The 11,479-nt window shown below is 70.3% G+C and carries 10 protein-coding genes; 5 read left to right on the plus strand and 5 right to left on the minus strand.

Annotated features, from left to right (window positions below; all coding sequences use genetic code 11):
• Positions 1-345: 345 nt before the first annotated feature.
• The gene (locus tag Dfulv_RS43925) at positions 346-750 is read right to left on the minus strand and encodes a cobalamin B12-binding domain-containing protein (RefSeq protein WP_259859737.1); all 405 of its coding nucleotides are present in this window, start codon (positions 748-750) and stop codon (positions 346-348) included.
• 266 nt (positions 751-1,016) lie between these two features.
• On the opposite strand from Dfulv_RS43925, the gene Dfulv_RS43930 reads away from it, so the two are divergent.
• Complete coding sequence (locus Dfulv_RS43930; RefSeq protein WP_259859738.1) at positions 1,017-1,691, plus strand: M23 family metallopeptidase; 675 nt, start codon at positions 1,017-1,019, stop codon at positions 1,689-1,691.
• A 483-nt stretch (positions 1,692-2,174) separates the two neighbouring features.
• On the opposite strand, the gene pcrA is transcribed toward Dfulv_RS43930, so the two are convergent.
• Positions 2,175-4,562 carry a DNA helicase PcrA gene (gene pcrA / locus Dfulv_RS43935; RefSeq protein WP_259859739.1) on the minus strand — a complete coding sequence of 796 codons (2,388 nt, stop codon included), beginning with the start codon at positions 4,560-4,562 and terminating at the stop codon, positions 2,175-2,177.
• A 293-nt stretch (positions 4,563-4,855) separates the two neighbouring features.
• Between pcrA and Dfulv_RS43940 the strand changes: the two genes are divergently transcribed.
• Both Dfulv_RS43940 and Dfulv_RS43945 read left to right on the plus strand, forming a co-directional pair.
• On the plus strand, positions 4,856-5,140 hold the full coding sequence (locus tag Dfulv_RS43940) for a chorismate mutase (protein ID WP_259869396.1): 285 nt from the start codon (positions 4,856-4,858) through the stop codon (positions 5,138-5,140).
• The gene (locus Dfulv_RS43945) at positions 5,141-5,869 is read left to right on the plus strand and encodes a PIG-L deacetylase family protein (protein WP_259859740.1); all 729 of its coding nucleotides are present in this window, start codon (positions 5,141-5,143) and stop codon (positions 5,867-5,869) included. It abuts the gene before it with no gap.
• An 18-nt stretch (positions 5,870-5,887) separates the two neighbouring features.
• Here Dfulv_RS43945 and Dfulv_RS43950 read toward each other — a convergent pair whose 3' ends face one another.
• The 3 genes from Dfulv_RS43950 to Dfulv_RS43960 form a co-directional block, all read right to left on the minus strand.
• Positions 5,888-7,009: a thioester domain-containing protein gene (locus tag Dfulv_RS43950; RefSeq protein ID WP_259859741.1), complete on the minus strand. Its 1,122-nt coding sequence runs from the start codon at positions 7,007-7,009 to the stop codon at positions 5,888-5,890.
• A 131-nt stretch (positions 7,010-7,140) separates the two neighbouring features.
• Positions 7,141-7,797, minus strand: a complete 657-nt coding sequence (locus Dfulv_RS43955) for a response regulator (protein WP_259859742.1) — start codon at positions 7,795-7,797, stop codon at positions 7,141-7,143.
• Positions 7,794-9,059, minus strand: a complete 1,266-nt coding sequence (locus tag Dfulv_RS43960; protein ID WP_259859743.1) for an ATP-binding protein — start codon at positions 9,057-9,059, stop codon at positions 7,794-7,796. The genes Dfulv_RS43955 and Dfulv_RS43960 overlap by 4 nt, the downstream gene beginning before the upstream one ends.
• A 160-nt stretch (positions 9,060-9,219) precedes the next feature.
• Here Dfulv_RS43960 and Dfulv_RS43965 point away from each other — a divergent pair, with 160 nt between their 5' ends.
• Together Dfulv_RS43965 and Dfulv_RS43970 are read left to right on the plus strand one after the other, a co-directional pair.
• On the plus strand, positions 9,220-11,172 hold the full coding sequence (locus Dfulv_RS43965; protein WP_259859744.1) for a PspC domain-containing protein: 1,953 nt from the start codon (positions 9,220-9,222) through the stop codon (positions 11,170-11,172).
• Positions 11,169-11,438 carry a hypothetical protein gene (locus tag Dfulv_RS43970; RefSeq protein ID WP_259859745.1) on the plus strand — a complete coding sequence of 90 codons (270 nt, stop codon included), beginning with the start codon at positions 11,169-11,171 and terminating at the stop codon, positions 11,436-11,438. The genes Dfulv_RS43965 and Dfulv_RS43970 overlap by 4 nt, the downstream gene beginning before the upstream one ends.
• Positions 11,439-11,479: the final 41 nt, after the last annotated feature.

Genomic DNA, 11,479 nt, shown 5'->3' on the forward strand with positions numbered 1-11,479 from the left:
GCCCCATCGCGAGGACGGCTCAACGCTCGCAGCCTAACCAGGCACACCGGGCTACACCGCGCGCGGGTGCCCGGTGTGCCCGATTCCACTTTCTCACTTCCGGGGGACACCGCGTGGGGCGCGTAACCCTCCTGTCCGGCCGTCGTTGAGAGCAGTGTCGGCCCGCCCACGGGGCACGAACCCCGAGGGTAGGGCCGGCACCAGAAACGGCCGATGCCCTGTCGGTCGAGGGGTGGCGGCGGGGCATCGTGCGATAGAGGGGCCGGACGTGTGAGGGGTGCGTCCGGCCCCTCCCTTTATTCGTCACATTTGTCGCAACCTATGGCACGTTTTACGCCACGGGCGTTATGCGGCGGCCGGCACGATATGTGCTCTGGCCCATTCCACGATCGCTTGGGTGGTCGCACCGGGAGTGAAAATCTTCGCTACGCCGAGCCGTTCCAGTTCCGGCAGGTCCTCGTCGGGGATGATGCCGCCACCGAACACCACGACGTCGTCGGCGCCCCGCTCGGCGAGCAGCTCGATGACCCTGCGGAACAGGGTCATGTGCGCGCCGGAGAGCACGGACAGGCCGACGGCGTCGGCGTCCTCCTGGATCGCGGTCTCGACGATCTGCTCGGGCGACTGGTGCAGGCCGGTGTAGATGACCTCCATGCCGGCGTCCCGCAGCGCCCGGGCAACGATCTTGACGCCTCGATCATGTCCGTCAAGGCCGGGTTTGGCGATAACGACGCGGGTCCGCGCGCTCATCTTCACCTGTCCTTCCCTGTTGGGTGCGACTTCTGGCCTGAAGGTACCGCAGGCGCACCGGACGGCGTCAGGGACGGCTCGGCAACGAGTTCGGCATGCCTCCGGTTACGCACAACCAACCGGCCGGGGGTGATTGCACCGCGGCCCCGGCGTGGCGCGCTCCTCGGGTTGTGGGGCCCTTTCGGAATGGCTACCGTGACGTTCGGCTTCATCGAATTGTTGCTCTTGGGCTGTACGTTTTCCCGGTCGGATTCGGAGGTTTTCGCGTGGACGATGAGATACCGCGCGGGAATTACCGGGGACGCCGCCGCATGCAGACGCCGCACGGCCGCTATGCGGCCGTGCTCACGACCGCGGTCGTCGGGGCCGGCATCGTCGCGCTGGGCACGTCCGCCGCGCTGCCGGAGCCACGCACCGACACCCTGGCGCTGGAGGCGAGCGGCAGTTTCGACGACATCACCGCCCGCTCGGCCGATCGTGCCAGCCGCGGCGACTCGCACACGTCGACGACCAACCAGCCGGCCCCCGACGTGTGGATCCTCCCCCTGCGCAACTACACGCTGACCTCGTTCTACGGCACACGCTGGGGCCGCCTGCACCCGGGCGTCGACCTGGGCGCCCCGCAGGGCACCCCGTTCATGGCGGTCGCGGCCGGCAAGGTCGTCGTGTGCCGCTGGAACGGCGGCTACGGATACAACGTCATGATCGACCACGGCGACGGCATCGTGACCGTCTACGGCCACGCGTCGAAGCTCCTGTGCCGCGAGGGCCAGACGGTCCGGGCCGGCGACAAGATCGCGTTGACCGGCAATACCGGGCACTCGTTCGGCTCGCACCTCCACTTCGAGGTCCGCCAGAACGACAAGCCGATCGAGCCGCTGTCCTTCATGCGCAAGCACGGCGTGGACATTCAGAAACACACCGAGTCGATCTATTCCTAGTTCATTTCCATGATCACGGACGTTTTGCGGGGTCACGGATCACCGAAACGTCCGCGATCATGACCTCCGCCTATGGGCGGCGGCTTTTCGGCAGTGTGGCCGCCTCGCCTGCGCGGGCATCGGCATCACGGCGCCGCAGATGGCAGACTCCCACGAACGGGTCACGGCCTGAGCGACTCACGCCCTGATCAACCCACGCCCCGAGCGGCACACGGCCCGAGCCGGACCACCGGGGTGGGTGGCGCGCGGCCGAGCGGCGCACGGCGTGCGAACTCCAGGCACCACGCGGACTCCGGCACCGCGTGAATTCCGGCACCACGCGTGGACTCCAGGCACCGTGACGCCGGCGGCACCATGTGGACCCACCCATGGACAGACGCGACCAGCGCGCGACCAGCCCGCGACCAGCCCGCGACCAGCCCGCGACCAGCGCCGGCACATGGCCTGAGCGGTCCGCGCAGGCCCGGGCCGAGCGGAACGTTGTTACAGCTTGTCGATCGGGGCGTGGCGCAGGACGATCCACATGACCTGGTCGCCGAAGTCGACCTGGGCCTGGGCACGGGCGCCCTGGCCTTCGACGGCCAGGACCCGGCCCAGACCGTATCGCTGGTGGTTGACGCGATCGCCGACGGCCAGGGAGGGGATGTCGCGCTGCAGCTCGCTGGCCGTCGAGAGCTTGGACGCGTCGAGGCCGAGCTTGGCGGCCAACTGGGCGGCCTTCGGGGTGTTGCCGACGAAGGACGAGGTGCGCGACTGGCTGGTGCCGGAGCCACGGCCGCCGACGCCGGCGCGGCCCGACCAGCTGGTGTACGCAGCGTCCGTGCGCTCCCAGCGCACCAGCTCCGAGGGCAGCTCCTCGAGGAAGCGCGACGGCGGGTTGTAGGCGGGCTGACCCCAGGCGGACCTGGTCACCGCTCGGGAGATGTAGAGGCGCTGGCGGGCCCGGGTGATGCCGACGTAGGCCAGGCGGCGCTCCTCCTCCAGCTCCTTCTTGTCGCTCATCGACCGCTGGTGCGGGAAGACGCTGTCCTCCAGGCCGGTGAGGAAGACGACCGGGAACTCGAGGCCCTTGGCGGTGTGCAGGGTCATCAGCGTGACGACACCGGTGTGGTCGGGGTCGTCGTCGGGAATCTGGTCCGCGTCGGCGACCAGGGAGACCTGCTCCAGGAAGCCGGCGATCGTGGGCGGCGGGGCGGCGGTCGCGTCGCCCTGCTCGGCGGCGACGGCGATGGTGGCCTCGGCCCGCTCCGTGTATTCCCTGGCGACGCTGACGAGCTCCTGGAGGTTTTCCACGCGCCCCGCCTCCTGCGGGTCGGTGCTCTCCTCGATCTCACTGAGGTAGCCGGAGCGCTCCAGCGCGGCCTCCAGCACCTCCTCGGGCAGCGCCGTCTCGGCCAGGGCGCGCAGCTCGTCGAGCAGCGTCACGAACTCGCCGATCGCGTTGACCGCACGGGTCGAGATGCCGGGCGCCTCCGAGGCGCAGCGGAGAGCCGCGCCGAAGGAGATGCGATCTCGGCTGGCCAGGGCCTCGACGCACGCCTCCGCCCGGTCGCCGATGCCGCGGCGCGGGGTGTTGAGGATGCGGCGGATGCTCACCGTGTCATCGTCGTTGACCACGGCGCGGAGGTAGGCGAGGGCGTCGCGGACCTCCTTGCGCTCGTAGAAGCGGACACCGCCGACCACCTTGTAGGGCAGGCCGAAGCGGATGAACATCTCCTCGAAGACGCGGGACTGGGCGTTGGTGCGATAGAAGACCGCCACGTCACCGGGGCGGACGCCCTCGTTGTCGGACAGGCGGTCGATCTCGCGGGCCACCCAGTCGGCCTCGGCGTGCTCGGTGTCGGCGACGTAGCCGACGATCTGCTCGCCGGCGCCCTGGTCGCTCCACAGGCGCTTGGGCTTGCGCTCGGTGTTGCGCCCGATCACGGCGTTGGCCGCCGACAGGATCGTCTGGGTCGAGCGGTAGTTCTGCTCCAGCAGGATCGTGTGCGCGTTGGGGAAGTCGCGCTCGAACTCCAGGATGTTGCGGATCGTGGCGCCGCGGAACGCGTAGATGGACTGGTCGGCGTCACCGACGACGCACAACTCGCCGCTGTCGCCCACCAGCTCCTTGATCAGCGCATACTGCGCGTGGTTGGTGTCCTGGTACTCGTCGACGAGCACGTGGCGGAACCGGCGCCGGTAGGTCTCGGCGACCTCCGGGTGGCTCTGCAGCAGGTGGACGACCCGCATGATCAGATCGTCGAAGTCGAGGGCGTGCGCGTCGGCGAGCCGCTGCTGGTAGAGCGTGTAGGCCTCGGCGAGCGCCCGCTCCGCCGGGCCCTTGGCGGTGGCGGCGAAGGCATCCGGGTCGACGAGCTCGTTCTTGAGGTTGGACACCTGTGCCGCCAGGCCGCGGGCCGGGTAGCGCTTGGGGTCGAGGTCGAGCTCGCGGGCCACCAGCTGCATGAGCCGGCGGGAGTCGTCGGCGTCGTAGATCGAGAAGGTCGACTTGAGCCCGGCGTGGTCGTGCTCGGCGCGCAGGATGCGCACACAGGCGGAGTGGAAGGTGGACACCCACATCAGCCGGGCACGGTTGCCGACGAGCCTGGCGACCCGCTCCTTCATCTCGCCGGCGGCCTTGTTGGTGAAGGTGATCGCGATGATCTCGCCGGGGTGCACGTTGCGCGCCGCCAGCAGATAGGCGATCCGGCTGGTGAGGACTCTGGTCTTGCCCGAGCCGGCACCGGCGACGATGAGCAGCGGCTGACCCTCGTGGGTCACCGCGTCACGCTGGGGACCGTTGAGACCGGCCAGCAGATCAGGCTGGGGCGGACGCTGCGCCGAGGGCTCCGGCGAGCGGGACTGAGGCACTTCGAAGAGAGCATGCATCGCAGGGGCGAGTCTATGCCGACCCACCGACACTTCTCGGCGGGCCGCTGACCGAAACGCGACGCGTCCCACCCTGCGGAAGACCTTCACGGAGCCGACAGGCGCGTGCCATACTCGGCTACGTGATCGAGCAGGTGCGCTACTACTTTTTTTACGGCTGCGGGAGTCCGGCAGCCGTAGGTCGCGCCTGATCGCAAACCTACCGACGCCCCGGGCTCCCGCCCGGGGCGTTCGCGTTCCCGGGCGGAGCACCAGCCAGACCTGACAAGGACAAGAGAATGGCCGCCATCACGATGGAACAGCAGCCCGCCGACGCCGAGTCGGCAACCCCTTCGCCGGAGGATCACATCGCCGGCCTGCGCCACCGCATCGACGAGATCGACGCCGCGCTGGTCGCGCTGTGGAAGGAGCGCGCGGCGATCTCCCAGGAGGTCGGCAAGACGCGCATCGCCGCCGGTGGCACCCGCCTCGTGCTGTCCCGCGAGCGCGAGATCCTGGAGCGCTTCAGCGCGGAGCTCGGCGCCGACGGCACGCAGCTCGCGCTGCTGATCCTGCGCGCCGGCCGGGGACCGCTCTAAATGGGCTTTCCCCCGTCGGCCACACCGCTGACCGACGTGCAGCGCGTGCTCTGTATCCATGCGCACCCGGACGACGTCGACTTCGGGGCGGCCGGCACCGTCGCCGGCTGGGTCGACGCCGGGCTCGAGGTTGCGTATCTCCTGGTGACCAGGGGCGACGCCGGCGGCTTCGACGACACGCCCCGCGAGCAGATGCCGATCCTGCGCGAGGCGGAACAGCGGGCCGCCGCGGCGGCGGTCGGGGTCAAGCAGGTGGAGTTCCTCGACGGGTACCGTGACGGCCTGCTCACCCCGTCGATCGAGCTGCGCCGGGACATCACCGCGGCGATCCGCCGCTTCCGGCCCGACCGCGTGCTGACCAACTCGCCGCTGCGCCGCTGGGACCGCATCGCCGGGCCGAGCCATCCCGACCACCTGGCGGCGGGCGAGGCGACGACGTGCGCGGTTTATCCGGACGCGCGCAACCCGTTCATCTTCATGGACCTGGAGCTCGATCCCTGGACCGTCCGCGAGATCTGGTACAGCGGCGGACCCGACCCGGACCATGTGGTCGACATCACCGACGTGTTCCCCCGGAAGGTGGCGGCCCTACAGGCGCACGTGTCGCAGACATCGCATATCCCGGACTTCTCAGACATGATCCGGGCGCGGATGGCGGCGACGGCGCGGGCCGGCGGCCTGCCCGAGGGACGGCTGGCGGAGGCGTTCTCGGTCTTCTCGACCGTGTGAACGCCTCCGCCTCCGCGTCTAGGCCGTGAACTTCACCCGACGGCGCCGGACCACCAGCAGCAGTGCCACGCCGCCGGCCACCAGCAGCACGCCGGCCGTGATGGCTCCGGTCACCTTCGCACCGGTGACCGGCAGGTGCGGCACCGGTGGGGTGACGGTGACCTTGGCGGACGCCTCCAGCTCGGTGCCGGCGACCCCCGCGAGAATCAGCTTCTGGTGCTTGTCCGGATCGGCCTTCGTGACGAAGACCCGCCCGATCGGCACCGAACCGCTGCCCTTGGCGTTGACGGTGACCTCACCGGCCGCCTCAGCCACCACGTAGAACTTGCCGCCGTTGGACAGCTTGGTGACCGGCTTGCCGTCGGCGTCGACGAGCTCGCCGCCGACAGCGGTCAGCGTGGCGGTGCCGCCGCCTGACTCGACGGTGAACGGGCCGATCTTCTTGCCCGCCTCCCCGGACAGCGTCGCCGGGTTGATGACGAGCTTCGGCTGCGGCTCCTCGGCCGGGGTCTTCGACGCCTTCACCAGGTAGTCGTTGATCGCGACGATCAGGCCGTACTGATCGGGGGCCGCGTTCGGCACGGTGTTGAAGCCCTCGTTGTCGGGGCGCAACTGGTAGACGTCACCGTCGGTGATCGTCCAGATGGCGCTCTGAGTGCCCGCGTAGACGAGCTTGGTGAGCAACGCGTCGTCCGTGCCGGCCGGCTTGGTCGCCTTCGCCGCGGCGATCACGGCGTCGACGCTGAGCACCGGATATGAGTGGGTGAGCACCCACTGGACCTGGCTGAGCTCCTCCGGGGTGGGAGTGCCGTTCTTGTTCGGGGCCCAGGTGCCCTCGACGTAGTTCGGGTCCTTGATGTCGTGCTTGTAGTCGATGCAGTAGGCGAGCACGGTCGCGTCGGAACCGGCGACCTTCAGGCCGATCCGGCGGGCGAGGGCCTCGGTGCCGTTCGGGTGCTGCGCGTCCGTCTGCTTCGCGTTGATGATCTTCGCAGAGGTTGCCGGGGTGTCCAGGAAGACCTGGCTGCCGGTGGCGGGGGTGGCGGTCTCGGCGGCGGCGACTCCTGCGCCACCCAGGGCCAAGGCGCCCCCGACGATCACGGCTCCGGCGGCACCGGCCCAGCGAGGGATGTAGGACAAGGTGACGACCGCCTTCTGTGTGGGGTCACGTGGCGGAGTGTTTGTAGTCCTTCTGCCCCCTCTTTGTCACCCCGTCAGCAACACCAGTCACAGGAGTAACACCGGTTTGCCCGATAAGCGTAGAAAAAATCTCAGACCAGACGGCGGTCGGCGGCCCAGCGTGACAGCTCGTAACGGTTCGACATCTGGAGCTTCCGCAGGACGTTCGACACGTGGGTCTCCACGGTCTTGATCGAGATGAAGAGCTCCTTGGCGATCTCCTTGTAGGCATACCCCCGGGCGAGGAGCCGCAGCACCTCCCGCTCACGGTTGGTCAGCTGGTCGAGCTCGGGGTCGGCCACCGGGGCGTCCGGGCGGGCGGCGAAGGCGTCGAGGACAAACCCGGCGAGCCGCGGGCTGAACACCGCATCGCCGTCGGCGACCCGCCGGATGGCGTCGGCCAGCTCGTCGGGCGAGATCGTCTTGGTGACGTATCCACGGGCTCCGGCCCGGATCAGGCCGATGACGTCCTCGGCGGCATCGGAGACCGACAGCGCGAGGAAGCGCACGTTCGGGTGGCTGCGGCGCATCGCCTCCAGGACCGCGCGACCGCCGCCGTCGGGCATGTGGACGTCGAGGAGGACCACGTCGGGCTCCAACGCGGAGATCTTCTGCACCGCTTCGACCACCGCGCTGGCCTCACCGACAACGTCGACGTGGACGCCGAGCTCGGCGCGCACGCCGGCCCGGAACATCGCGTGGTCGTCGACCAGGAACACCCGCAGTCGCGGGGTCGCTTCGCTGCTCATCGTTCTCCGCTTTCCGTTGCAGTGGCCTTCTTGCGCAGTGCCTCCGTGTTGATCGGCATGCTGAGCCGCACCTCGGTGCCGTCACCCGGCGTGCTGCGGATCTCGGCCTTGCCGCCGTGGCGCTGCATGCGCAGCATGATCGAACCGCGCACGCCGTGCCGATCATCCTGCACTGTCGACAGGTCGAACCCGACACCCCGGTCACGCACGAAGACGCTCACACAGTCGGGCTCGACCTCGGCATAGAGGGAGATCGTGTGTACCTTCGCGTGCTTGGCCGCGTTGACCAGGGCCTCACGGGCGGCGGCGACGATCGCCGCGATCTTCTCGTCGACGTCGAGATCGCCGACGACCACCGTCTCCACCGCGATCGCGAAGGTGTCCTCGACCTCCGCCGACGCCTCCTCCAGCGCCGCGCTGAGCTTCTCCATCGGCGAGGCTGTCGGCTTGTACAGCCAGTTGCGCAGCGTCCGCTCCTGGCCGCGGGCGAGGCGCTGGACCTCCTTGACGTCGCCCGCGTTGCGCTGGATGAGCGCGAGCGTGTGCAGCACCTGGTCGTGGATCATCGCGGCGATGTCGGCCCGCTCCTGCTCGCGCACCCGGGCCTCGCGCTCGGTGCTGAGCTGGGTGAACATGCGATACAGCAGCGGGGCCAGCGCCAGGCCGACACCGGCGAGCGCGACGGCCGCGAAACCCAGCCCGTATCCGATCGAGGAGAACGGCACGCCGTCCAGCGGCACCCCGGCCACGAACACGCCGATGATGCCGATCACGACCAGCAGGCCGCCGCCGACGAAGCGCAGCAGATACGACTTCCGGTTGTTGTCCACCACCGCGCCGAGCCACGGCATCCCCGGCACGGTCGCCGACCAGCGCTCGCGGCGCTTCGGGTCGGCCTGGTGCCAGATGATGCCGGCGCCGAGGGCGATGACCGCGGCCAGCCAGCCGATCACCGCCTCGACGCCGCCGCTGGGCTGCAGCATCAGCCGCAGCAGGACGATGCCGATGCCGAGCGCGAGGAACGAGAACAGCTGGTTGACGTTGCGACCGCCGGGGCGCACGGACGGCGGCATCGGCAGGACGGCCCAGAACGCGGCATACAGCAACGCGCCCAGGCCGTCGAAGGCGGCCAGCGCGACGAAGGCCACCCGGATGAGCACGACCGAGGCGCCGAGATGCTCCGCGAGCCCGGCGGCGACCCCCGCGACGACCCGGTCTCCGGGGTCGCGGTAGAGGCGGCGCGCAGGCATGGGGCTGGTCATCAGACTCGTTTCGGGCTCGTCGCGGTCGGCGGTCCACCAAATCGTCACACGGCGGTCCCGGCGCAGACCACTCCGAAGGCCCCGGAGCCCGGCAAATCAGGGTGGTGTCAGGGTCGATGCCTGAGGCAGGTACGGCCCGGTGTCCGCGAGCATGGTTGACATGACGAACCCGCCTGCCGCCGACGAGCCGGCCGCCGATGCCGCCGCGGAACGGGCCGCGGACGAGCCGAAGGCGGCCGACCGTGACACAGCCGCGCCCGCCGCTGGCGGCGCCGGTGACAACACCCTGGATCTTGACACGCCCAGCTACGAGGCCGACTACCTGACGGCCGCCGAGACCGACCGGCTGGACGCGCAGCGCGAATACCCCGCGACGAAGCCGCTCGGGGCCGAGCCGCCGGTGAGCGCGCCGCCGGCCGAGCGCGCCGCCGCCGGTGCCACCGCTCCCGAGCCGCAGCCGGCCGCGCACGACGGCGAAGAGCCCCCGCACCGCCAGCAGCCGCAGCAGGACCCGCCGCCCCAGCAGGACCAGACGAACCAGCAGGACCAGACGAACCAGCAGGCCCCACAGGACCAGCAGCCTCCGGGCTGGACGCCACCGCCCGGTGGGACGCCCCCCGGTGGGACGCCGCCCGGTGGGGCGCCATCCGGCGGCCTGCCGCCCTTCGTGGGAGCCGGAGCGACGTTCATCCGCGCCAATCTCGTCCGCCCCCAGCAGGGCCGCTACGTCGCCGGCGTCTGCGCCGCGATCGGCCGCGCCACCAACACCGACCCGACACTCTGGCGGGTGATCTTCGCCGTGCTGACGCTGGCCGGCGGGGTGAGCATCGTCGCGTACCTCGTCGGGTGGCTCCTGCTGCCCGCCGAGGGCGACACCGGCTCGCCGCTGGAGGCGCTGCTGGGCCGCGGCCGGTCCAACACCTCGGCGCCGGTCGCGATCGTGATCGGTGTCGCCGCGGTGCTGGCCTTCGTGCTGGTCATGTCGCGCAACGTCGGCGCCGCCATGGTCGGGCTGGCCGTGGTCATCGGGGTGGTCGCGCTGCTCGTCCGCGGGCAGGGCAGCGGTCAGCAGGCGGCACCCGCCGGGCCGTACGTGCCGCCGCCCGGGACGCCGCCAGGCCCCTTCCCGCCGTCGGCCCCGCCGTTCCAGCCTCCGTTCCAGCCTCCGTTCCAGCCTCCGTTCCAGCCGGCCGCTCCGACCGCCGGTCCGGCCGCGGATCCGTCGACGATGCAGTTCGGCGCGCCCGCCGACGCTCCGGTCACGGCGCCTCGGCCGCCGGTCGCGCCGCCCCCGCCGACCTTCCGCGCGCCCCAGCCGCCACTGTCGCCGCTCCCGCCCATGCCGCCGGTCACGGCGCCCGGATACCGGCCGCCGTTCGCCCCGCACGGGCCGTTCAGCAGCAAGAGCCCGTATGCGGCGTCGCTCGGTTACCCGCCGCCCGGCGTGCCCACCTCGCCGTACCCGGGGCTCGCGCCGATGCCACCCAAGCCGCCGAAGCCGCCGAAGGAGCGGTCCAAGCTGGGCCGGCTGACGTTCTCGCTGATCTGTCTCGCGCTCGGCGTGCTGACGGTGCTCGAGGTGAGCGTCGTGAACTTCAAGGCCAGCACGTTCTTCGCGGTGCCGCTGGCGATCGTGGCGCTCGGCCTGATCGTGGGAGCCTGGCTGGGCCGGGCGCGGGTGCTGATCCTGCTGGGTGCGCTGCTGAGCATCGCCCTGGCGATCGCGACCGCGTCGACCGCGAACAACGGCCTGCGGCCGGAGCGCGTGGCCAGCATCAACATCAACCCGGTGACGGTGGAGCAGCTGAACCGCTCGTATCGCACCGACATCGGCGACATCAACGCCAACCTGTCGCAGCTCGACTTCACCGGGCACGACGAGGAACTGATCCTGCGGGTCGGCTACGGCAACCTGCGAGTCGTACTGCCGCCCAACGTCGACGTGACGATCGACGTGCGGGTCGACGGCGGCGACTGCCACATCTTCGGCGCTGCCTGCGGGGGCTTCAACCAGCGCCACCAGTTCGTCGACAACGGCGCGGACGGGATCGGTGGTGGCCGTCTCCACCTGGACCTCGACCTCGACTACGGCAACCTTGAGGTGACCCGATGAAGCCGCACCGCACCGACGGCGTCTCCCTGACCTTCGGCCTGATCTTCCTGGGCATCGTGATCGTCTGGCTGTTCAACCAGGCCGTCTCGGTGCACCTGAACGCCGGCTGGATCGTCGCCGTCGGTCTGATCGTCTTCGGCCTGCTGGGCCTGCTGGGAGCACTCCGCTCCGACAAGCCCGAGAAAAGCGACAAGATGCCGGCCGTCACACCGGTGAGCCCAGCTCAGAAGCGCGATTACGACTACGACCCGGACGACTTGGACTGACGACCGAATATGCTGGCCGGCGGGGTGTATCACCCCGCCGG

It is taken from the genome of Dactylosporangium fulvum (assembly GCF_025137375.1).
Classification (GTDB): Bacteria; Actinomycetota; Actinomycetes; order Mycobacteriales; family Micromonosporaceae; genus Dactylosporangium; species Dactylosporangium fulvum.

Bases quoted from the DNA above. Each gene is read 5' to 3' on its own strand.
- Dfulv_RS43925 (WP_259859737.1), bottom strand. From the start codon at position 750: ATGAGCGCGCGGACCCGCGTCGTTATCGCCAAACCCGGCCTTGACGGA.
- pcrA (WP_259859739.1), bottom strand. From the start codon at position 4,562: ATGCATGCTCTCTTCGAAGTGCCTCAGTCCCGCTCGCCGGAGCCCTCG.
- Dfulv_RS43940 (WP_259869396.1), top strand. From the start codon at position 4,856: ATGGAACAGCAGCCCGCCGACGCCGAGTCGGCAACCCCTTCGCCGGAG.
- Dfulv_RS43945 (WP_259859740.1), top strand. From the start codon at position 5,141: ATGGGCTTTCCCCCGTCGGCCACACCGCTGACCGACGTGCAGCGCGTG.
- Dfulv_RS43955 (WP_259859742.1), bottom strand. From the start codon at position 7,797: ATGAGCAGCGAAGCGACCCCGCGACTGCGGGTGTTCCTGGTCGACGAC.
- Dfulv_RS43960 (WP_259859743.1), bottom strand. From the start codon at position 9,059: ATGACCAGCCCCATGCCTGCGCGCCGCCTCTACCGCGACCCCGGAGAC.
- Dfulv_RS43965 (WP_259859744.1), top strand. From the start codon at position 9,220: ATGACGAACCCGCCTGCCGCCGACGAGCCGGCCGCCGATGCCGCCGCG.
- Dfulv_RS43970 (WP_259859745.1), top strand. From the start codon at position 11,169: ATGAAGCCGCACCGCACCGACGGCGTCTCCCTGACCTTCGGCCTGATC.